The organism is Caulobacter sp. (genome assembly GCF_017744445.1).
GTDB lineage: Bacteria > Pseudomonadota > Alphaproteobacteria > Caulobacterales > Caulobacteraceae > Caulobacter.
Genome location: NZ_JAGIBH010000005.1, coordinates 229,978 through 250,045, shown reverse-complemented (window position 1 = coordinate 250,045; position 20,068 = coordinate 229,978). Strand labels below are relative to the sequence as shown.

The 20,068-nt window shown below is 66.4% G+C and carries 20 protein-coding genes and 1 tRNA gene; 14 read left to right on the top strand and 7 right to left on the bottom strand.

All coding sequences use genetic code 11. The annotated features are described in order from the left end of the window. Positions 1 to 114: 114 nt before the first annotated feature. From gyrA to J7528_RS09295, 3 genes are all read left to right on the top strand, one after another. A complete protein-coding gene (gyrA, locus tag J7528_RS09305; RefSeq protein WP_291873201.1) occupies positions 115 to 2,871 on the top strand; it encodes a DNA gyrase subunit A in 2,757 nt (918 codons plus the stop codon). A gap of 28 nt (positions 2,872 to 2,899) precedes the next feature. Next, positions 2,900 to 3,391, top strand: coding sequence for a pantetheine-phosphate adenylyltransferase (coaD, locus tag J7528_RS09300; protein ID WP_291873199.1), 492 nt, complete (start codon positions 2,900 to 2,902; stop codon positions 3,389 to 3,391). Between the two features lie 86 nt (positions 3,392 to 3,477). After that, positions 3,478 to 4,092, top strand: a complete 615-nt coding sequence (locus J7528_RS09295; RefSeq protein WP_291873198.1) for a hemerythrin domain-containing protein — start codon at positions 3,478 to 3,480, stop codon at positions 4,090 to 4,092. A 165-nt stretch (positions 4,093 to 4,257) separates the two neighbouring features. Here the strand turns inward: J7528_RS09295 and J7528_RS09290 are convergent, their stop codons facing one another. After that, positions 4,258 to 4,833 (bottom strand): hypothetical protein, encoded by a 576-nt coding sequence (locus J7528_RS09290; protein ID WP_291873197.1) that lies wholly within the window; start codon positions 4,831 to 4,833, stop codon positions 4,258 to 4,260. A gap of 373 nt (positions 4,834 to 5,206) precedes the next feature. Between J7528_RS09290 and J7528_RS09285 the strand changes: the two genes are divergently transcribed. The 3 genes from J7528_RS09285 (at position 5,207) to J7528_RS09275 (ending at position 7,422) form a co-directional block, all read left to right on the top strand. Then, complete coding sequence (locus tag J7528_RS09285) at positions 5,207 to 6,043, top strand: peptidylprolyl isomerase (RefSeq protein ID WP_291873196.1); 837 nt, start codon at positions 5,207 to 5,209, stop codon at positions 6,041 to 6,043. A gap of 2 nt (positions 6,044 to 6,045) precedes the next feature. Beyond that, complete coding sequence (locus J7528_RS09280; RefSeq protein ID WP_291873195.1) at positions 6,046 to 6,864, top strand: peptidylprolyl isomerase; 819 nt, start codon at positions 6,046 to 6,048, stop codon at positions 6,862 to 6,864. Between the two features lie 90 nt (positions 6,865 to 6,954). Next, on the top strand, positions 6,955 to 7,422 hold the full coding sequence (locus tag J7528_RS09275) for a peptidylprolyl isomerase (RefSeq protein WP_291873194.1): 468 nt from the start codon (positions 6,955 to 6,957) through the stop codon (positions 7,420 to 7,422). A 54-nt stretch (positions 7,423 to 7,476) separates the two neighbouring features. On the opposite strand, the gene J7528_RS09270 is transcribed toward J7528_RS09275, so the two are convergent. Together J7528_RS09270 and J7528_RS09265 are read right to left on the bottom strand one after the other, a co-directional pair. Beyond that, positions 7,477 to 8,454, bottom strand: coding sequence for an endonuclease/exonuclease/phosphatase family protein (locus tag J7528_RS09270; RefSeq protein WP_291873193.1), 978 nt, complete (start codon positions 8,452 to 8,454; stop codon positions 7,477 to 7,479). A 39-nt stretch (positions 8,455 to 8,493) separates the two neighbouring features. Beyond that, positions 8,494 to 9,090 carry a hypothetical protein gene (locus J7528_RS09265; RefSeq protein ID WP_291873192.1) on the bottom strand — a complete coding sequence of 199 codons (597 nt, stop codon included), beginning with the start codon at positions 9,088 to 9,090 and terminating at the stop codon, positions 8,494 to 8,496. Between the two features lie 127 nt (positions 9,091 to 9,217). On the opposite strand from J7528_RS09265, the gene queA reads away from it, so the two are divergent. Then, the gene (gene queA / locus J7528_RS09260; RefSeq protein WP_291873191.1) at positions 9,218 to 10,318 is read left to right on the top strand and encodes a tRNA preQ1(34) S-adenosylmethionine ribosyltransferase-isomerase QueA; all 1,101 of its coding nucleotides are present in this window, start codon (positions 9,218 to 9,220) and stop codon (positions 10,316 to 10,318) included. Then, positions 10,318 to 11,433 carry a tRNA guanosine(34) transglycosylase Tgt gene (gene tgt, locus J7528_RS09255; protein WP_291873190.1) on the top strand — a complete coding sequence of 372 codons (1,116 nt, stop codon included), beginning with the start codon at positions 10,318 to 10,320 and terminating at the stop codon, positions 11,431 to 11,433. The genes queA and tgt overlap by 1 nt, the downstream gene beginning before the upstream one ends. On the opposite strand, the gene J7528_RS09250 is transcribed toward tgt, so the two are convergent. After that, the gene (locus J7528_RS09250) at positions 11,430 to 12,167 is read right to left on the bottom strand and encodes a hypothetical protein (protein ID WP_291873188.1); all 738 of its coding nucleotides are present in this window, start codon (positions 12,165 to 12,167) and stop codon (positions 11,430 to 11,432) included. The two genes, tgt and J7528_RS09250, sit on opposite strands and share 4 nt — an antisense overlap. Before the next feature lie 128 nt (positions 12,168 to 12,295). Here J7528_RS09250 and J7528_RS09245 point away from each other — a divergent pair. From J7528_RS09245 to J7528_RS09220, 6 genes are all read left to right on the top strand, one after another. Continuing rightward, positions 12,296 to 12,370 (top strand) — tRNA-Lys (locus J7528_RS09245). 138 nt (positions 12,371 to 12,508) lie between these two features. Then, positions 12,509 to 13,108 carry a hypothetical protein gene (locus J7528_RS09240; RefSeq protein WP_291873186.1) on the top strand — a complete coding sequence of 200 codons (600 nt, stop codon included), beginning with the start codon at positions 12,509 to 12,511 and terminating at the stop codon, positions 13,106 to 13,108. A 201-nt stretch (positions 13,109 to 13,309) separates the two neighbouring features. After that, positions 13,310 to 14,182, top strand: coding sequence for a sulfate ABC transporter permease subunit CysT (cysT, locus tag J7528_RS09235; protein WP_291873181.1), 873 nt, complete (start codon positions 13,310 to 13,312; stop codon positions 14,180 to 14,182). Beyond that, a complete protein-coding gene (gene cysW / locus J7528_RS09230; RefSeq protein WP_291873179.1) occupies positions 14,182 to 15,048 on the top strand; it encodes a sulfate ABC transporter permease subunit CysW in 867 nt (288 codons plus the stop codon). The genes cysT and cysW overlap by 1 nt, the downstream gene beginning before the upstream one ends. A gap of 17 nt (positions 15,049 to 15,065) precedes the next feature. Further along, on the top strand, positions 15,066 to 16,085 hold the full coding sequence (locus tag J7528_RS09225) for a sulfate/molybdate ABC transporter ATP-binding protein (RefSeq protein WP_291873177.1): 1,020 nt from the start codon (positions 15,066 to 15,068) through the stop codon (positions 16,083 to 16,085). A 110-nt stretch (positions 16,086 to 16,195) separates the two neighbouring features. After that, entirely contained in the window at positions 16,196 to 16,552 is a 357-nt protein-coding gene (locus J7528_RS09220) for a PilZ domain-containing protein (RefSeq protein ID WP_291873175.1), read from the top strand. Between the two features lies 1 nt (position 16,553). On the opposite strand, the gene J7528_RS09215 is transcribed toward J7528_RS09220, so the two are convergent. Genes J7528_RS09215 through J7528_RS09205 form a run of 3 tightly spaced genes read right to left on the bottom strand, consistent with a single transcriptional unit; the run spans position 16,554 to position 20,007 of the window. Further along, the gene (locus tag J7528_RS09215) at positions 16,554 to 17,531 is read right to left on the bottom strand and encodes a transglutaminase family protein (RefSeq protein WP_291873172.1); all 978 of its coding nucleotides are present in this window, start codon (positions 17,529 to 17,531) and stop codon (positions 16,554 to 16,556) included. A gap of 11 nt (positions 17,532 to 17,542) precedes the next feature. Further along, on the bottom strand, positions 17,543 to 18,487 hold the full coding sequence (locus J7528_RS09210; RefSeq protein WP_291873170.1) for an alpha-E domain-containing protein: 945 nt from the start codon (positions 18,485 to 18,487) through the stop codon (positions 17,543 to 17,545). Then, positions 18,484 to 20,007 (bottom strand): circularly permuted type 2 ATP-grasp protein, encoded by a 1,524-nt coding sequence (locus J7528_RS09205; RefSeq protein ID WP_291873167.1) that lies wholly within the window; start codon positions 20,005 to 20,007, stop codon positions 18,484 to 18,486. The genes J7528_RS09210 and J7528_RS09205 overlap by 4 nt, the downstream gene beginning before the upstream one ends. Positions 20,008 to 20,068: the final 61 nt, after the last annotated feature.

The following is a 20,068-nucleotide window of genomic DNA, read 5'->3' as shown; positions in this document are numbered from 1 at the left end:
TTCTGAATCAACCGGAGGCTGGGGTTCCTGCGGCCGTGAAGGTGGCGCCGCCGTCCTTGAAATGCTAACCCTTTTCGACGGTTCCGTGTCCGATTCTGACGGCGAAAAATCCCCTTGAGCGACGATCAAAACACTATCCCCGCTGACGGTTCTCGCGGGGATGTCGCCCCGATCAATATCGAAGACGAACTGCGTCGTTCGTACCTCGACTATGCGATGAGCGTCATCGTCAGCCGCGCCCTGCCGGACGCGCGCGACGGTCTCAAACCCGTGCACCGCCGGGTGCTGTTCTCGATGCACGAGCAGGGCCAGACGCCCGAGCGTCCGTACGTCAAGTCGGCCCGCGTGGTTGGTGACGTCATGGGTAAGTATCACCCGCACGGCGACGCCTCGATCTACTTCACCCTGGTCCGCATGACCCAGTCGTTCTCGATGGGTCTGGTCCTCATCGACGGCCAAGGGAACTTCGGTTCGGTCGACGGCGATATGCCGGCCGCCATGCGTTACACGGAATGCCGCATGGCCCCGCCGGCCATGTCGCTGCTGGCCGACCTGGACAAGGACACGGTCGACTTCGCCGACAACTACGACGGCAAGGAGCAGGAACCGACCGTCCTGCCGTCGCGGATCCCCAACCTGCTGGTCAACGGCGCGGGCGGCATCGCCGTCGGCATGGCCACCAACATCCCGCCCCATAACCTGGGAGAAGTCATCGACGCCTGCCTGCTGCTGATCGACGACCCGAACGTCACCACCGACCAGCTGCTGGACCTGGTGCCCGGTCCCGACTTCCCGACCGGCGGCGAGATCATCGGCCGCGCGGGCCCGCGTCAGGCGCTGCTGACGGGCCGCGGCTCGGTCATCATGCGCGGCGTCGCCAGCGTGGAAGAGCTGCGCGCCGGCCGCGAAGCCATCATCATCACCGAGATCCCGTATCAGGTGAACAAGGCCAACCTGGTCGAGTACATCGCCGAGCTGGTCCGCGATAAGAAGATCGAGGGCGTCGCCGACATCCGCGACGAATCCAACCGCGACGGCATGCGCATCGTGGTCGAGCTGAAGCGCGACGCCTCGGGCGAAGTGATCCTGAACCAGTTGTACCGCTTCACCGCGCTGCAGACCTCGTTCGGCGTCAACATGCTGGCCCTGAACCGTGGCCGTCCCGAGCAGATGGGCCTGCACAAGCTGCTCGAGCTGTTCGTCGAGTTCCGCGAGGAAGTCGTCGTCCGCCGGACCAAGTTCGAGCTGGGCAAGGCTCGCGATCGCGGCCACGTGCTGGTCGGCCTGACCATCGCCGTCGCCAATATCGACGAGTTCATCCACATCATCCGCTCGTCTAAGGACCCGACCGAGGCCCGCGAGCGCCTGGTGGCCAAGGCCTGGCCGGCCGGGGACATGATGCCGCTGGTCGCGCTGATCGCCGACCCGCGCACCGTGCAGGAAGGCGGCGACCTGATCCGCCTGACCGACGAGCAGGCCCGCGCCATCCTGGCCCTGACCCTGTCGCGTCTGACCGGCCTGGGCCGTGACGAAATCGGCAATGAAGCCGCCGCCCTGGCCGACGCCATCCGTGGCTATCTGGAGCTGCTGTCGGACCGCGCCAACATCATGGCCGTGGTCCGCGAGGAACTGGTCGAGGTCCGCGAGAAGTTCGCCATCCCGCGCCGCAGCATCCTGGTCGACGGCGACGCCGACATGGAAGACGAGGACCTGATCGTCCGCGAGGACATGGTCATCACCGTCACCATGGGTGGCTACGTCAAGCGCACGCCGCTGGCCAACTACCGCACCCAGCATCGGGGCGGCAAAGGCAAGTCGGGCATGGCGACCAAGAACGAGGACGCCGTCACCCGCGTGTTCTCGGCCTCGACCCACGCGCCGCTGCTGTTCTTCACCTCGGGCGGCAAGGTCTACAAGATGAAGGTGTGGCGCCTGCCGCAGGGCGTCGCCAATTCGCGCGGCAAGGCGTTCGTCAACCTGCTGCCGATCGAGCCGGGCGAAACCATCACCTCGATCCTGGCCCTGCCGGAGGACGAGGCGACCTGGAGCGGCCTGGACGTGATGTTCGCCACCCGCTCGGGCAGCGTGCGTCGCAACAAGCTGTCCGACTTCGTGGACGTCCGCCGCAACGGCAAGATCGCCATGAAGCTGGATGAAGGCGACGGCATCGTTGGCGTCTCGGTCTGCAACGCCGACCAGGACGTGCTGCTGACCACGGCCGCCGGCCGCTGCATCCGCTTCTCGGTCGACGAGGTGCGTGTGTTCGCCAGCCGTGATTCCACGGGCGTTCGCGGCGTGAAGCTGGCCGGCGAGGACACCGTCATCTCGATGGCCGTGCTGCGCAGCGTCGACGCCACCCCGGCTGAGCGCGCCGCCTACCTCAAGCACCAGCGCGCCATGCTGCGCGCCGCCGGCGAAGAGGGCGAGGACGCGCCGGTCGTGGCGGAAGAGGGCGAAGAGGACGGCGACGAAACCACCCTGACGCCGGAACGCATCGCCGAGTTGGGCGCGGCCGAGGAAATCCTGCTGACCGTGTCGTCGGAGGGCTTTGGCAAGCGCACGAGCGCCTATGACTTCCGGCGCACCGGCCGTGGCGGCCAAGGCCTTGCCGCGCAAGACCTTTCCAAGCGCGGCGGCCGTCTGGTGGGGTCGTTTCCGATCGATGAAAGCGACCAGATCCTGCTGGTAACTGATCAAGGTCAACTTATTCGGGTGCCCGTCTCGCAAATTCGTGTTGCAGCGCGGAATACTCAGGGCGTAACCATCTTCCGCACCGCGCAGGACGAACATGTCGTCAGCGTCGAGCGCCTCGCCGATTCCGGTGGGGACGACAACCAGGGCGAGGACAGCGGGGCGGACGAGACCCCGTAACCCTCGGGCCCTTAGAGCAGGGGGTTGCATGCGGGTTGGGCTTTATCCGGGGACCTTCGATCCGGTCACCAACGGTCATCTCGACATCATCGGGCGGGCCGTGAAGCTGGTGGACAAGCTGGTGATCGGCGTGGCGGTGAACAGCGGCAAGGGTCCGCTCTTCACGCTGGACGAGCGGGTCGCCATCCTGGAGCGTGAAACGGCGCACCTGACCAAGATCGCCCAGATCGAGGTCCGGCCGTTCGAGAGCCTGCTGATGCACTTCGCCCGCGAGGTGAACGCCCAGATGATCGTGCGCGGCCTGCGGGCCGTGGCCGACTTCGAATACGAATTCCAGATGACGGCGATGAACCAGCAGCTGGATCGCGAGATCGAGACCGTCTTCCTGATGGCCGACCCGCGACACCAGGCGATCGCCTCGCGCCTGGTGAAAGAGATCGCGACCCTGGGCGGCGACATCGGCAAGTTCGTGCCGGCCGGCGTGGCCGAGCAGCTGCTGGCCAAGGTCGGTAAGGCCTAGGGCTCGGAACTTTTCGGCGGACCTAGAGCTTAGGCGTTCTGAAGGACCGGTCGTGATCGGCGATCGGTCCTAGTGGGAGCCGAACCATGCCGAGCCAGACCTCCGAAGTTTCAACCAGCCGCCGCGAACACGACGCCAAGGCTGAGGCTATCGCCAAGGCCAAGGCGATCGCGCCCAACATCGCCGCGCGCATCGGCAGCACGCCGAAGACCACCTTCCGGGGCGATCCGGACATCTTTGGCCGCCTGGTCGAGGACCATGACCGCCACCGCGCTTTGCTGGCCATGATCGAGGAAACCCAAGGTGACTCCGAAGACCGCCGCACCCTGTTCGAAGAGCTGGTGCGCGAGCTGAAGGCCCACGCCGCCGCCGAGGAGCAGGCGCTGTGGTCGTCGGTGCTGCGCGACCCCGCCACGACCGACTTCGCCCGTCATGCCATCTCCGAGCACAAGGAGATCGACGACATGCTGGCCGACCTGGCGGCCCGCGACATGGGCTCGCCCGGCTGGCTGCGCCGGTTCGAGGGGCTGAAGGAGGAATATCTCCACCACATCCGCGAGGAAGAGCAGGAGCAGTTCGTTGCCGCCGAGGAGCATCTCAGCGCCACCGACGTGCGCCACATGCGTCAGGTCTTCGAACGCCGCAAGAAGGCCGAGAAGGCGGGGGCGGTGATCGAAAAGAAGATCAAGCTGAAGGACTAGGGCGGGGCGACATTTAGCTCTGAGCCTTCCCTGAAACCGACTTTCCCCGCGAAAGCGGGGATCCAAGCTGAGTCAGGGGGTCGCCGCTCGGCCTCATCCCATCCTGAAAGCCAGCTTGGGTCCCCGCTTTCGCGGGGATGATCGGGTTTGGGGGCGTTCTAGGGGCTAGAGGCGGGCGCGGAACAGGAACGGGCCGAAGTGCCCGACCGTGTCGTCGAAGATCGTCCACAGCTCGCCGCCCTTCGCTCGCCAGCGGCGGCAGAACGACAGGTCCTCGCCGATGGCGATGCCATTCGGGTCGTAGACCGGGTCGAAGCACTGCAGGACGTTCTTCAGGCCCTGCGACTGGTAGTAGCTGTCGGCGGCCGACCGATAGAGTTCGGGATAGTCCTGCCGCAGCTTCTCCAGGGCCTCGCGCTTGACCAGCATCAGGCCAGCCGGGATGGTTTCGGCGCGATAGAAGTCGCCGCGCGAGACGTGCGGCGTTTCCAGGGTCATCGGAAAACTCAGGGACGTCGCCCAGGCGGAGTTGGCGTCCGCGCGGTTGCGGGCCTGGTGGAAGAAGCGCTGCTGGTCGATCGTGCGCTGCGGATAGACGGCGCCGACGATCTGCTGGTCGAATTCGATCAGGCGCTGGACGATCTCGGGCTGGAAACTGACATCCGAGTCAATAAACAGCAGGTGGCTGAAGTCTTCTTCAAGCACACGGCTGGCCAGGGCGTTGCGCGCGAACGCAATCAAGGTGCCATTCGTCGTCGCCCACTCCATTTTGTTGCCAAGGAGTTTTGAGAGTCCCAGCAATGATGAAGTATACGGAGTAGTGAGCTGTCCGTTATACGTCGGAGTCCCGACGAGAATTCGCATTTACGCACCCAATATTAGTGGTGAGACTCTACTCGTCTCACCTTGAGGTTGGCGCAGGTGGCACGCGCCTAGGCGCAGGGTCCAGTTTCTTTTTGTTCATGATCGCTGCGGCGGGCCGATCCTGATGATCGGCGTCGAGATCCCGACGCTGCCCCGAAGCGGCCGGAATCGTGCGCTTCAAGGGCTGTCGCACTTGTCGGGGAGGCCGTGTCGTTCTACGCCCACCCGGCCATTCAGTTCGGGGAATTCGATGAAGCTCGCCATGACCGCCGCCGTGCTGGCGCTTACCGCCACCGCGACGTCCTTTGGGGCGGCCTCGGCCCAGACCGCCGCGGGCGACTGGCGCACGCCCGATCCGAATAACGTCATCGTCGTCGAGACCAACAAGGGCCGGATCATCGCCGAGCTCTATCCGCAGGCGGCGCCGAACCATGTCGAGCGCATGCGTGGCCTGGTGAAGAGCGGTTTCTATGACGGCCTGACCTTCTTCCGCGTGATCAGCGACTTCATGGCCCAGACGGGCGACCCGCAGAACACCGGCATGGGCGGCTCGGACCAGCCCAACCTGGTGGCCGAGTTCACCTTCCGCCGCGGCGCCGACACCCCGCTGGCCCAGAGCTTCAAGGTCGGGACTAACGAGTCGGGCTGGGTCGGCGTGATGCCGGTGACCAGCCAGAACTCGGCCCTGGCGGTGATGACCGCCGACCGCAAGGTCGCGACCTGGGGCAACTTCTGTCCGGGCGTCCTGGGCGCGGCCCGCGCCGGCGACCCCGACAGCGCCAACAGCCAGTTCTTCTTCATGCGCCAGGCCAACGCCTCGCTGGACAAGACGTACACGGCCTTTGGCCGCGTCCTCCAGGGTCTCGAGGCTGTGCGCGCCATCAAGACCGGCGAGCCCGTTCCCGATCCGCAGGACAAGATGATCAGCGTCAAGCTGCTGGCCGACCTGCCGGCCGACAAGCGTCCGTCGATCCAGGTGATGAACACCGGCTCGGCCGCCTTCAAGGCTCTGGTCGACAAGCGCCGCGCCGAGATGGGCGGCAGCTTCACCAACTGCGACGTCGACGTTCCTGTTCAGGTGAAGTGACCATGACCCTGGTGCTCGCTCTCATGGCCGCCGGCGCGGTGACGGCGGCTCCGGCTAAGCCGACCGAAGCGGACTGGCGCACGCCGGCGCCCGAGACGGTGATGGTGATCGACACCAACAAGGGCCGCGTGCTGGTCGAGCTGGTCCCCGAGGTCGCGCCCAACCACGTGGCGCGGCTGCAGGACCTGACGCGCGCGGGGATTTATGACGGCCGGACCTTCTTCCGGGTCATCGACCGCTTCATGGCCCAGACGGGCGACCCGACCAATACGGGGGAGGGCGGCACGGACCGCCCGAACCTCAAGGCGGAGTTCACCTTCCGCCGGACCGCCGAGACGCCGTTCGTGGCCCAGGCCGCGCCGGCCGGGCTGGAGGTCGGCTTCATCAAGTCGCTGCCGGTCGTCAGCCAGGCCTGGAGCTGGGCCGAGGTGACCACCGACAAGAAGGTCTCGGCCTGGGGGACCTATTGCCCCGGCGTGATCGGCATGGCCCGCGACGAGGACAACAACTCGGCCAACAGCCAGTTCTTCCTGATGCGCCAGCCCTATCCGTCGCTGGACAAGCGCTACACGGCCTTTGGTCGCGTGATCAGCGGCCTGGACGCCGTGCGCGCCATCAAGACCGGCGAGCCCGTGCCCGCGCCGCAGGATGTGATGCAGAAGGTCCGCCTGCTGAGCGACATCCCCGAAAATGAGCGTCCGCAGGTGCGGGTGATCGACCCGAAAGGCCCGTGGTTCGCGGCCGAGACCAAGCGTCTGCGGGCCCTGAAAGGCGCGGATTTCTCGGTCTGCGACATCGATCCGCCAGCACAAGTTCGCTAGCCAATACTGTTTCCGGGTCGAACTTGGTTCACATCGGGGCGTAATCCACGCTAGAAGCGCGGTCACTTACTCTCCATCCAAGGGAAGACCATGTCGGCTGACCTCGAAAACACCCTGATCCTGACGCTCGAGACCGGCCCGGTCACGATCAAGCTGCGTCCCGACCTGGCGCCCGGCCACGTCGCCCGCATCAAGGAACTGGTGCGCGAGGGCTTCTATGACGGCGTCGTCTTCCACCGCGTGATCCCGGGCTTCATGGCCCAGGGCGGCGACCCGTCGGGCACCGGCCGCGGCGGTTCGGACAAGCCGGACCTGAAGGCCGAGTTCAACGACGAGCCGCACGTGCGCGGCGTGGTCTCGATGGCCCGCACCCCGAACCCGGACTCGGCCAACAGCCAGTTCTTCATCGTGTTCGACGACGCCACCTTCCTGGACAAGCAGTACACTGTCTGGGGCCAGGTGACGGAAGGCATGGAACATGTCGACAGCCTGCCCAAGGGCGAGCCGCCGCGCGCGCCGGGCAAGATCGTCAGCGCGAAGATCGCCGCCGACGCCTAAACGCTCGAGCGAACGACTTTTGGAAACGGCCTCGGACCTCGTCCGGGGCCGTTTCTATTTGCGGCGCAGGGTGACCACGATCGGGCGGTGATCCGATCCCAAGGCCGGGCCGCGCTCAACGCTGACCGCATGCCACTCCGAACCCGCATAGACGTGATCGATCGGCAAGAACGGAGCTGGGGCGACCATCACGCGCGAGAACTTGCTGGCGGGCCATGACGGGATGGCGCGGGTCCAGCGGCGCAGGCCCAGCGCCTTGTCCTGGCGCTTCAGCGTGAACGACCACGGGGTCGAGTTGAAGTCGCCGGTGACGATAGCGCTCTTGCGGTCGAAGCCGGAGACCAGCTTCACCAGCTTGCGGCTTTGCGCCTGCTGCAGGCCGGGCGGCACGGGCCAGGTGTAGTGAACGCCGGTGACGGTGAACGGCCCCTTGGCGTCAGCCAGGGTCGCCCAGGCGCCAGAGAGGTACGGGCGTTCGGTCGGCATGCCGCCGCGGGCGAGCATCTTCTTGCGCGAGAAGATCCAGGTCTCGCAGCGGCTGACCTTGTCGCACGAGGCGAAGGGATAGGCCTTTCGCAGCGCCTGGATGGTCGACCAGGATTCCCCGGCCCCTTCCTCGACGATCACGACGTCGGCGTCCTGGTCCAGGATCCAGGCCAGGCTCTTCTCGGGCGTCTGGTTCTCGTGCCAGAGGTTGAACTGGACGATCTTGAGATCGCTGGCGGCCGGCGTCGCGGGCTTGAAGCGCCAGGACGCCCACAGCTCGGGCAGCATCAGTACCGAGCAGGCCAGCAGCGTGGCCGTCCCCAGGCCCACCATCACCCAGCGCTCGCCGCCGCGGGCGAAGATCCCACCCAGCACGATCGCGCCGACGCCCATCATCAGCCACAGCGGGGCGGCGTGGGTGAAGGCGTCCAGGCGATCGCTCCAGAACCCGCCCAGGCAGGCGATGCCCATGCCAAGGCCGACCAGGCCCAACATCAGGGCCGTGCCACGCACGAGAAGACTCAGGAGCTGGACGATCAGGCGCATGAAGCGCCCATAGCACGACTTCCATGAAGGAAGCGTCGCTTACTCCCCAGGGTGGTACGAGAAGCTGAGATTGCGGATCCGCTCGGCGCCGATCTGCAGGGACCCGGTGAAGACGGGCTTCTGCACGCCGTCGTTCGGGCCGCTGCTGCGGGCTTTCTTGTAGGCGGCCATGTCCGGATAGAGCTCCAGCACCACCTCGCCCAGGCGCTTGTCATTGGCGTGGAAGGACACCGTCTTGCCGTCGACGTTGTAGCGGTCCGGCAGCAGGCGGATGCTGACCTTGTGATAGGTCTGGCCCAGCTCGTTCTCGGCCGTCGGGCTGGTGACGTCGTCGAAGGCCAGGAAGATCGGGGCGTAGGTCTCGGTGCGCTTGCCGGCTTCCCAGTCGGCGAAGTCGGACGGCTGGCCGATATCCAGCGAGGTCAGCTTCCAGTTCCCGGCCTGGACCGGCGTCTCGGTGAAATAGAAGCCGGACAGTTCGACAGCGGGGTCATGCTTGAACGTGGTCTCGGTGGTCGCCGAGTTGGCCGGCGTGGCGACGGTGCGCTCCTCGGCCGGGGCGGGCGCGGCCGGCGCGGCGGTCTTCTGCTCACAGGCGTTAAGCAGCAACAGCGCCGGTATCAGCAGGCGTTTCATGGCGTTCTTCCCCCGAAGAGTATCGTTATGCGAAACCATGCGCGCTGATCGCCAGGGTTGTCTATCCAACTCGCGTGACGGCCTATGTCTTGACGCGCCCGGTCCATCGTGCGCTTGAAGCCCGCCCATGCGCCTTTCCGACTTCGATTTCGACCTGCCCGAGGACCGCATCGCCCTGCGTCCGGCCGAGCCGCGCGACGCCGCGCGCTTTCTTGTCGTGCGCCCAGGTCAGCCGTTGGCTGACCACGTGGTGCGAGAGCTGCCCGACTTCCTGCGCCCCGGCGACGCCCTGGTGTTCAACGACACCCGCGTGATCCCCGCGCGCCTGTCGGGCCTGCGCGAGGGCCGCACGACCGGCGGCGCCGACGGCACGCCCGTGGCCGTCGAGGCGACCCTGCACCGCCGCGTCTCGCCCAGCCGTTGGAGCGCCTTCATGCGTCCCGGCAAGCGTCTGAAGGTCGGCGACCGCGTGGCGTTCGGCGCCAGCGAGGACCGCGCCTGCGACGCCGACCGCCTGGACGCCACCATCGTCGAGAAGCACGAGGGCGGCGAGGTCCTGCTGGCCTTCGACGTCTCGGGCCCCGACCTCGACATCGGCATCGCCAAGCACGGCGCCATGCCGCTGCCGCCCTATATCGCCGCCAAGCGAGGCGAGGACGAGCGCGACCGCGCCGACTACCAGACCGTCTATGCCCGCGAGGACGGCTCGGTGGCCGCCCCGACCGCCGGCCTGCACTTCACGCCGAGCCTGCTGGAGGCTCTGAAAGCCAAGGGCGTCTCGCTGCACTTCGTGACCCTGCACGTGGGGGCGGGGACGTTCCTGCCGGTCAAGACCGACGACCTGTCCGAACACAAGATGCACGCCGAGTTCGGCGAGGTGACCGCCGACGTCGCCGACGCCCTGAACGCCGTCCACACCGCAGGCGGCCGCATCGTCTGCGTCGGCACCACGTCCTTGCGCCTGCTGGAAAGCGCCACGGGCGAGGACGGCGTGATCCGCCCGTTCGCCGACGAGACGGCCATCTTCATCACGCCCGGCTACCGCTTCCGCGCCGCCGACGTCTTGATGACCAACTTCCACCTGCCCAAGTCGACCCTGTTCATGCTGGTCAGCGCCTTCGCCGGCCAGGCCACGATGCGGGCGGCCTATGAGCACGCCATATCCACGGGCTATCGCTTCTATTCCTACGGCGACGGCAGCCTGCTGTTCAAAGACGAGACCTCCTGATGGCCGCGTTCCCCTTCGAGATCAAAGCCACGGAAGGCAAGGCCCGCACCGGCGTGCTGAAGACCCCGCGCGGTGACATCCGCACGCCGGCCTTCATGCCCGTGGGCACGGCCGCGACGGTCAAGGCCATGACCGTCGACCAGGTCAAGGACACCGGCGCCGACATCATCCTGGGCAATACCTATCACCTGATGCTGCGGCCCTCGGCCGAGCGGGTGGCGCGCCTGGGCGGGCTGCACAAGTTCATGCGCTGGGACAAGCCGATCCTGACCGACAGCGGCGGCTTCCAGGTCATGTCGCTGTCGGGGATCAGCAAGCTGACCGAGGAGGCCGTGACCTTCTCCAGCCACGTCGACGGCTCCAAGCACGTGCTCACCCCCGAGCGCTCGATCGAGATCCAGGCCGACCTGCTGGGCAGCGACATCGTCATGCAACTGGACGAGTGCGTCGCCTGGCCGGCCGAGGAGGCGAGGGCGCGCAAGGGCATGGAGCTGTCGGCGCGCTGGGCTCAGCGCTCGAAGGACGCGTTCGGCGCGCGCGATACCCAGGCTCTGTTCGGCATCCAGCAGGGCTCGACCTTCGAGAATCTGCGCCGCGAGTCTTCGGACCGGCTGCGCGAGATCGGCTTCGACGGCTACGCCATCGGCGGCCTGGCGGTCGGCGAAGGCCACGAGGCCATGTGCGAGGTGCTGGACTACGCGCCGGGGATGCTGCCCGAGGACCGTCCGCGCTACCTGATGGGCGTCGGCAAGCCGATCGACCTGGTGGAAGCCGTGGCGCGCGGCGTCGACATGTTCGACTGCGTGCTGCCCACCCGCTCAGGCCGCCATGGCCAGGCCTGGACCTGGGATGGCCCGATCAATCTGAAGAACGCCAAGTTCGCCGAGGATGAGAGCCCGCTGGATCCGACCAGCGATTGCCCCGCCAGCCGCGACTATTCCAAGGCCTATCTGCGCCACCTCTTCAAGGCCGAGGAGATCCTGGGCCAGGTGCTGCTGTCCTGGCACAACATCGCCTTCTTCCAGGCCCTGACGGCAGCCATGCGCGCGGCGATCGAAGAGGGGCGCTTCGAGCAGTTCCGCCGCGACTTCCGGGCGCGGCATCTGGGAGCCTAGTACCGGGGGCCTTGGGGCACCGGCGCGACCTCTTCCTTGTTGATCGGGAAGCGCGGCTTGCGTGGGCCGTAGGGATCGCGCGGCGGCGGCATGCCGGGCTCGACCAGCGGCGGAGCGGCCGGCGGCTTGTGCTGCGGCGTGGCCGGCGGGTTGCAGCCCCGCGCCTCGCCCAGGCCCTTCAGATAGGCCCGCCGCACCGCGCCTGAGGCGACGGCGCTCTGCACCAGACGATCGTGGCGCTCGGCCCCGGTCAGCTTCCGCACCCAGCCGCGCATCGGGATCATGTCCTGCGCCGCGCTGGCCACCGCGCCCAGGGCCGCGCCGCCGGCCGCCTTGCGGCCGCGATCCATCAGGTCCTCGTTCTCGGCGGGCGGCACGCGGTCGATGTCCTCGCCCAGGGCGACGTCCAGCGGCTGGACCAGGCTGATCAGCGTCTTGCAGTCGCCCCTGTCGGGCCGCTGGTAGGGATCATCCATCGCTTCGAGCAGCACGCGGGGGATCTTGGTGCGGACCAGGTTCACATCGCGCAGCGGCGCGGTCATGGCGCCGGTGATGCCGTCGCGATTGGCCTCCGAGGTCGATCTGATTCGTCCGTCGTCGGTCGGTTGGACGGGCGAATCCTCGTGTTGGGGAGGCGGCGCGCCCAGCAGGGGCGGGGGCTCCTGCTGCCGGGCAAAGGCCGTTCCGGCCAGGCTCGCGCCGCAAAAGACCGCCAAAAGCAAGGTTTCACGCATGACTCACCCTAACCCGCCCACAGCTTTACCGTCATCCATCGGAAAAACGGCGAAACCATGCTTGCGACGTCGGTGACCCCCGACTATGTTCCGCGCCGCTTCCAACCGGCGCCCGCCGGATCGTGAGCGGGCCGGTAGCTCAGTGGTAGAGCATTCGACTTTTAATCGAATGGTCGTGGGTTCGAACCCCACCCGGCCTACCAATTTTTGTTCACATTAGAAGCAGGGCTACGCTCATCTGAGTGGTCATGCCTGCTTTGAACTTTTCCAATAGAAGCTAAGCTTGGCCTCGCGCGATTTGGTCGCGATGGGAGGGGCTTGTGAGATGGTTTGATCGGGGAATGAGCTTCGCTGCGATTTATGCGGTGTTGTTTCCCATATTGGTCACCATTGCTGTGAATCGAAATCACTGGGGTGATTTTCTTGTCTGGTTTACTGGAGATGGTGGTGCTGGATGGGTCCAGGCTATTGGATCTATCGTCAGTATTCTTGCATCTGGTTGGTTTGTTGCTCGTCAAATAAAAGCAAACAGGGATCTTGAGGTAGAGAAAAGTATAATAAGTGATAGCAGAAAGATTCGTCAGGCGTTTATTTCTGTAAAATATCAATCTAGCAAAATTATCGCTATGGTTAGTTCTATGGAAAAGCGATTAGATGACGGAAGTATGAATGGTAGAAGATCAAAGATGGTGGTGGATGGTTTAGGAGCTGGGGCAAAATTTCTTTCCGGTATTGATACGGGCATGTTGCCATCGTCAGTGATGGTTGGGATGTTCGACTTAGAGTTGGGGTGTGATGTAGTTTCTGGGAATTTGCAGGATTTTATCTCGGGAACATGTCCTAGAGAACTTATGGATAAATCGATAGATAGATTGCGAGTGGCTGTAGAGAATTTAAGAACTTCTATTGATGAGAGCATGCCGAATTTGGAAATTTCATAATTTCTTGAAAAATATTCTGCGGAGGCACCTCGCCAGTTTTTCTCCCACCCCCACCTGCCTTTTCTCATTTGCCCCATCCCTCCGGTAGAGATTTAAGCGGCTCAGTTTCAGCAGCGCCGTCGGGACCCTTATCCGTTCCGGCGCGTTCAACCTTTGCCTTGAGCTATGTGGCGAGCCCGGACCCTGGACGACGATCAGACGATGACCGCCGACACCGCCTCGCGCCGGTCGTCCACACCGCCGGGCAAGCGGCCGCTTTTCCGTAGGCGTTCGGCTATTCCGGGCTTTGGCCTGACGATGGGCGTGACGCTGACGGTGTTGTCGCTGATCGTCCTGATCCCGCTGAGCGCCGTGGTTCTGAAGGCCGCCGACCAATCGCCGGCCGAGTTCTGGGCCGTGGCGACCTCGCAGCGTTCGCTGGCCGCCTATCGCCTGAGCTTTGGCGCGGCGTTCGTGGCGGCGGTGATCAACAGCATCTTCGGCGTGCTGACCGCCTGGGCGCTGGTTCGCTACGAGTTTCCGGGCAAGACGCTCATCAACGCCCTGGTCGACCTGCCGTTCGCCCTGCCGACCGCAGTGGCCGGCATCGCGCTGGCGACGCTGTATGCGCCCAATGGCTGGGTGGGGCAGTTCCTGACCCCTCTGGGCATCAAGGCCGCCTACAACCCGGTCGGGGTGACCATCGCCCTGATCTTCATCGGCCTGCCGTTCGTGGTCCGCACCATCGAGCCCGTCCTGCGCGACGCCGCCGAGGACGTCGAGGAGGCCGCCGCCAGCCTGGGCGCCAACCGCATCGACACGATCCTACGCATCGTCCTGCCGGCCCTGGCGCCGGCTTGGCTGACCGGCTTCGCCATGGCCTTTGCCCGTGGGGTCGGCGAGTACGGCTCGGTGATCTTCATCGCCGGCAACATGCCCTACAAGTCCGAGATCGCGCCGCTGCTGATCATCATCCAGCTGGAGCAGTTCGAATATGCCCGGGCTGCCACGATCGCCGTGGTGATGCTGGCCGTCTCGTTCACGATGCTGCTGGTCATCAACGCCATCCAGGCCTGGGCGCGGAGGTTCGACTGATGGCTGGCGCTCAAAACTCCGCTAAGGGGCACCGCAAGGCCACCGACGATCCGCTGTGGGCCAAGGTCCTGGTGATCGGCACGGTCATGGCCTTTCTGGCCCTGGTTCTGATCCTGCCGCTGGTCGCCGTCTTCGCCGAGGCCCTGCGCAAGGGCCTGGGCGTGGCGCTGGAGGCGGTCCAGAACACCGACGCCCTGGCCGCCATCAAGCTGACCCTGATCACCGCCGCCATCTCGGTGCCGTTCAACGCCGCCTTCGGCCTGTGCGCCGCCTGGGCGATCGCCAAGCATGAGTTCCCCGGCAAGCCGCTGCTGATCACCTTGATCGACCTGCCGTTCTCGGTGTCGCCGGTCGTGGCGGGCCTGATCTACGTGCTGATCTTTGGCCTGCAGGGGTGGTTTGGCGAATATCTGGTCGACAACGACATCAAGATCATCTTCGCCGTGCCCGGCATCGTGCTGGCGACCGTGTTCGTGACCTTCCCGTTCGTGGCCCGCGAGCTGATCCCGCTGATACAGGAGCAGGGGACCAGCGAGGAAGAGGCGGCGGTGTCGATGGGCGCGGGCGGGCTCTACACCTTCTGGCGGGTGACCGCCCCCAACGTGCGCTGGGGCCTGATGTACGGCGTGCTGCTGTGCAACGCCCGCGCCATGGGCGAGTTCGGCGCGGTGTCGGTGGTCAGCGGCCACATCCGCGGTCTGACCAACACCATGCCGCTGCACGTCGAGATCCTCTACAACGAGTACGACTTCGTCGGCGCCTTCGCCGTCGCGGCCCTGCTGTGCCTGCTGGCCGTGGTGACCCTGGTGCTGAAGACGGCGGTCGAGGCGGCCCAGCCGGGCATGCGCGGCCGCGGCGGACACTGAACGGACTGAAGAGACCCATGACCATCTCCATCCGCTCCGTCGAAAAGAAGTTCGGTCGCTATCCAGCGCTGAACAAGGTCGATCTCGAGATCAAGGACGGCGAGCTGCTGGCGCTGCTGGGGCCGTCGGGCTCGGGCAAGACGACGCTGCTGCGCACGATCGCGGGCTTGGAATTCCCCGACGCCGGCCAGGTGCTGTTCGACGGCCAGGACGTGACCTTCGCGTCCGCCGCCGACCGCCGCGTGGGCTTTGTCTTCCAGCAGTACGCGCTGTTCAAGCACATGACCGTGGCCAAGAACATCGCGTTCGGCCTGGACGTCCGGAAGGGCAAGGACAAGCCGTCCAAGGCCGAGATCGCCCAGCGCGTCGATGACTTGCTGAAGCTGGTCGAGCTGGACGGCCTGGGCAAGCGCTACCCCTCGCAGCTGTCGGGCGGCCAGCGCCAGCGCGTGGCTCTGTCGCGCGCCCTGGCCGTGCAGCCCAGCGTGCTGCTGCTGGACGAGCCGTTCGGCGCCCTGGACGCCACGGTCCGCAAGTCGCTGCGCAAGGAGCTGCGCCGCGTCCACGACGCCACGGGCGTCACCACCATCTTCGTGACCCACGACCAGGAAGAGGCCCTGGAGCTGGCCGACCGCGTGGCCATCCTCAACAAGGGTCAGATCGAGCAGATCGGCACGCCCGACCAGGTGCACGACACGCCCGAGACGGCCTTCGTCTGCGGCTTCGTGGGCGAGGCCAACAGCTTCGAGGGGCAGGTCGGGGGCGGACAGTTCACCGCCGGGTCGCTGCGCCTGCCGGCCGGCGGCGTGCGCGAGGGCTCGGCCACGGCCTATGTTCGCCCGCACGACTTCGTGCTGGACGACGGCGGTTTCGAGGTGCGGGTCGAGCGCGCCCACGTGCAGGGGGCCCTGACCACGGTCAACGCTGTGGCCCAGGACGGCCGGCCGATCGAGATCAGCGCCTCGCGCGCCGAAGCCGCCCGGTTCCAGGGCACGGTGAAGATCGCCGCCCGCAAGGCGCACGTTTACGCCGCCTAAGCTTTCCCCGGTTATACCGGTACCGGACGAACGCGGACCAACCTAGGCGCGCGTTGCGTCCGGTTGCGCTAAAATCGTCTCCGACGACTCGGCGGGAGTTCTAAGGTCGCATGGTCATGGTCGAGCCCACTGGCGCCGAGCGCCGCGTCCACCCCCGGATGCCGGCGGCGCGCAAGATCTACATCGTGGATGATCCGCGCTCGTGGAAATGCTCGCTGCTGGACGTCGCCGAGAAGGGCGCGCGCCTGTCGACGGCGGGCATCGCCGCGCCGCCGGACAAGTTCATCTTCGTCGACGCGGGCGGCCGCCGGGTGCACCTGGCGCACGTGGTCTGGCGCTCGGGCACCGAGGCCGGCGTGCAGTTCCTGCAGACCGAGCGTATCGGCCCCCGGGCCGGCGGCGCGGCCGGGGCGCTGGACATCGCCCGCCGCTTCGCCGCGACCCTGACCCCCGAAATCCTTCAGTAGGTTACTGCTGCTGTTGTTGCTGCTGGTGCAGCTCCTGCTTCAGCGCCGAATCCGGACGACGACGACCGCCGGCGAAGCTGGGGCGGGCCATGCGCAGGAATTCCGGCTCGGCCATGGCCGCGCGAGCCCGGCGCACCGTGACGCCCACCGCCAGCTGGCTTTCCGCATTGCCCTTGTAGACCCCGCGTGACGGGGTGACGTCGGCATAGTCGCGGCCGACCGCCACGGCCACGTGCCGCTCGCAGGTCATCATGTTGTTGGTTGGGTCCAGGCCCACCCAGCGCAGGCTGGGCAGGAAGACCTCGACCCAGGCGTGGGTGGCGTCGGGATCCGAGCGATCCCCGGCCTCGCGGTCGGTGAACAGGTAGCCCGAGACATAGCGCGCCGGGATGCCCCACTCGCGGCAGACGGCCAGCATGATGTGGGCGAAGTCCTGGCAGACGCCGCTGCCGGCCTCCAGGGCCAGGTCGATCGGGCTGTCGGCGTCGGTGACGCCCGGCTGGTAGTCGAAGGCCTTGTAGATCGTCTCCGACAGGGTGCGCACCGCCGTCAGCGGATCACGGCGCTTGAGGTCGTCCAGGTCGTGCGACTTGATGAAGCCGCGCAGCGCCTCGGTAGTTTCGACGAAGCCGTGGGGGCGCAGGAAGTCGAAGCACTCGCCACGTACGAACTCGCTGCGCAGCCGGTCCCATTCGCCCATGTCCAGGTGGTCGGGGCGCTCGCCGGTCGGCTCGGTCTCGACGGCCGAGCGGGCGATGATGGTCAGCTTGTCGTGCGGCTGGGGCACGTCGAAGTGATAGACGGCGTTGCCGAAGCTGTCGGCGTACGAGAACACCTGGGCGGCCGGCTCCAGGTCCAGCTCGAAGCTGACCAGGCGCTGGCGGGCGGTCTTCTGGGGCTGCATCCACAGCTCCATCAGGCTTTCCCGGACCGGGCGCTCGTAGTGGTACTGGGTGACGTGGCGGATCTCTAGAAGCACTGGGTCGGACCTTAAGCCGGGAGACGCATTTCGAGCGGATAGGCCACGAAGGTCTCGTAGATCGCTTCGTGGATGCGAGCGCACTCGTTGACGACGGTGGTCAGCAGCGGGCCGGCGCCGACGGCTTCCAGCTCGTCGACATCGGCGAACTGCAGGCGGGCCTTGAGCCGCCCGGCCAGGCGTTCGGGACCGACGCGCTCGCCGCCGCCGCTGCGGGCCATGGCCGACAGATGCTGTTCGATCTGAGCGGTGGCGAAGCGGATCGAGCGCGGGAAGTCCTCGTCGAAGACCAGGAACTCCAGGATATGCCTCGGCTCGATCTCGGCGGTGTAGACCCGCAGATAGGGTTCCAGCGCGCAGGCCATGCGCAGCACGCTGACCAGGGCCACGTGGTCGTCGACCTGGCCGTGGACGGGGCTCTCGGCGAAGCAGACCTCCAGCAGGCGCGAGACCAGCTGGGCGCGCTCCATGTAGATGCCCAGCATCATGAACCGCCAGCTCTCGCCGTGGCTCATGGTGGTGTCGGCCGCGCCCTTGAACAGGTGCAGGTCGGCGATGACGTCGTGCAGGAAGATCGCCGAGCCGTCCGAGAACTCCTTGCCGGCCTTGGCGTCGGTGACCTTCAGGTACAGCAGGTTCAGCCGTTCCCAGGTCTCGGTGGTGATCTGGTCGCGCACCTGGCGGGCGTTCTCGCGGGCCCTGGCCAGGGACGAGACCACCGAATTGGCGTCCGAACGGTCCAGCACCAGGGCTTGGGCGGCCTCGAACGAGTTGATGCTTTCGCCGTCATTGGCGTCGCCGACGGCGGCCATGGCGATCCAGACGGCCTGTGTCCCGGAGTCCGTCTGGTCCAGGGTGGCGTTGAGCATGACCGACGACAGGCGAGACAGATGCTCGGCCCGTTCGATGTAGCGGCCCAGCCAGTAGAGGCTGTCGGCGACGCGAGCCAGCATCATGGGCGGGCGCTCCCGTTGCCATTGCCGTTGGAGTGGCCGTTCTCCTCGGCCAGCACCCAGGTGTCCTTGGAGCCGCCGCCCTGGCTGGAGTTCACCACCAGCGAGCCGCGCTTCAGCGCCACGCGGGTCAGGGCGCCGGGCGTGACGATGGTCTTCTCGCCGGACAGGATGAAGGGGCGCAGGTCGACGTGGCGCGGCTCGATGCGGCCGTCCACCAGGCAGGGCGCGGTCGACAGCTGGATGGTCGGCTGGGCGATGTAGTTGTCCGGATCGGCCTTGATCGCCTCGGCGAAGTCGTCGCGCTCCTTCTGGCTGGCGTGCGGGCCGACCAGCATGCCGTAGCCGCCCGAGGCCCCGACCGCCTTGACGACGTACTTGTCCAGGTTCTCCAGCACATGGCCCATCTGGCGCTTCTCGCGGCACAGGAAGGTCTCGATGTTGGGCAGGATGGCGTCCTCGCCCAGATAGTAGCGGATGATGTCGGGGACGTAGGCGTAGACGGCCTTGTCGTCCGCCACGCCGGTGCCGGGGGCGTTGCAGATCACCACATTGCCGGCCCGATAGGCGTTGAACAGGCCCGCCGCGCCCAGCGAGCTGTCGCGCCGGAAGGTGAGGGGATCGATGAAGTCGTCGTCGACCCGGCGATAGATCACGTCGATCCGGCGCAGGCCGGTCGTGGTCCGCATGTAGACCATGTTCTCGTGCACCACGAGATCGCGGCCCTCGACCAGCGGCACGCCCATCAGGCGGGCGAGATAGGCGTGCTCGTAGTAGGCGCTGTTGTAGACGCCGGGGGTCAGCACCACGACCTGCGGGTCGTTGCGCCAGTCGGCGGCCATGCTCTTCAGCGTGGAGAGCAGCAGGTCGGGATAACGCTCGACCGGCCGCACGCCGGCGGCGCGATAGGTGCCAGGGAAGGTGCGCTTGGCCGCGTCGCGATTGGCCAGCATGTACGACACGCCCGACGGGACGCGCAGATTGTCCTCCAGCACCGCGAACTGGCCGTCCTGGCAGCGGATCAGGTCGCTGCCGCAGACGTTCGCGTAGGCTTTGTGCGGCACATAGAGGTGCTGCATCTCGCGACGGTACGAGGGCGCGCCGAGGACCAGCTCGCGCGGCACGACGCCGTCCATCAGGATCTGCTGGTCGCCATAGATATCGGCCAGGAACAGGTTCAGGGCCTGCAGGCGCTGGGTCAGGCCCAGCTCGATCCGTTTCCACTCATCCGCCGGGATGATCCGGGGGAAGAGGTCGGTCGGCATCACCCGCTCGGTGGTGTTATCGGCGCCGTAGACGGTGAAGGTGATGCCCTGCAGCAGGAACGAGCGTTCGAGCGTGCGCTGGCGGCCCGCCAGCTCCTCGGCGCCCAGGGTCGACATGCGGCCGTGCAGCGGGTCGTAGTGCGGCCGGACCTCGCCATCGGGCGTGAACATCTCGTCGTAGGCGACCCCCGGCAGGTAGGCCGCCTCCGTCATCGGAAGGGTCGGTGCGTCGTCCAGGGTTTGGGTCTTCGCCGCCACGCTTTTGTCCACGTTCTCATTGCTTTGGACGCGTCGCTGGAGGCGGCGCGTCGTCCCGACT

What these genes read in the sequence shown, in the direction of transcription:
- coaD (WP_291873199.1), top strand. Translation starts at nt 2,900, where the DNA reads ATGCGGGTTGGGCTTTATCCGGGGACCTTCGATCCGGTCACCAACGGT.
- J7528_RS09295 (WP_291873198.1), top strand. Translation starts at nt 3,478, where the DNA reads ATGCCGAGCCAGACCTCCGAAGTTTCAACCAGCCGCCGCGAACACGAC.
- J7528_RS09285 (WP_291873196.1), top strand. Translation starts at nt 5,207, where the DNA reads ATGAAGCTCGCCATGACCGCCGCCGTGCTGGCGCTTACCGCCACCGCG.
- J7528_RS09280 (WP_291873195.1), top strand. Translation starts at nt 6,046, where the DNA reads ATGACCCTGGTGCTCGCTCTCATGGCCGCCGGCGCGGTGACGGCGGCT.
- J7528_RS09275 (WP_291873194.1), top strand. Translation starts at nt 6,955, where the DNA reads ATGTCGGCTGACCTCGAAAACACCCTGATCCTGACGCTCGAGACCGGC.
- J7528_RS09270 (WP_291873193.1), bottom strand. Translation starts at nt 8,454, where the DNA reads ATGCGCCTGATCGTCCAGCTCCTGAGTCTTCTCGTGCGTGGCACGGCC.
- J7528_RS09265 (WP_291873192.1), bottom strand. Translation starts at nt 9,090, where the DNA reads ATGAAACGCCTGCTGATACCGGCGCTGTTGCTGCTTAACGCCTGTGAG.
- queA (WP_291873191.1), top strand. Translation starts at nt 9,218, where the DNA reads ATGCGCCTTTCCGACTTCGATTTCGACCTGCCCGAGGACCGCATCGCC.
- tgt (WP_291873190.1), top strand. Translation starts at nt 10,318, where the DNA reads ATGGCCGCGTTCCCCTTCGAGATCAAAGCCACGGAAGGCAAGGCCCGC.
- J7528_RS09250 (WP_291873188.1), bottom strand. Translation starts at nt 12,167, where the DNA reads ATGCGTGAAACCTTGCTTTTGGCGGTCTTTTGCGGCGCGAGCCTGGCC.
- J7528_RS09240 (WP_291873186.1), top strand. Translation starts at nt 12,509, where the DNA reads ATGAGCTTCGCTGCGATTTATGCGGTGTTGTTTCCCATATTGGTCACC.
- cysT (WP_291873181.1), top strand. Translation starts at nt 13,310, where the DNA reads ATGACCGCCGACACCGCCTCGCGCCGGTCGTCCACACCGCCGGGCAAG.
- cysW (WP_291873179.1), top strand. Translation starts at nt 14,182, where the DNA reads ATGGCTGGCGCTCAAAACTCCGCTAAGGGGCACCGCAAGGCCACCGAC.
- J7528_RS09225 (WP_291873177.1), top strand. Translation starts at nt 15,066, where the DNA reads ATGACCATCTCCATCCGCTCCGTCGAAAAGAAGTTCGGTCGCTATCCA.
- J7528_RS09220 (WP_291873175.1), top strand. Translation starts at nt 16,196, where the DNA reads ATGGTCATGGTCGAGCCCACTGGCGCCGAGCGCCGCGTCCACCCCCGG.
- J7528_RS09210 (WP_291873170.1), bottom strand. Translation starts at nt 18,487, where the DNA reads ATGATGCTGGCTCGCGTCGCCGACAGCCTCTACTGGCTGGGCCGCTAC.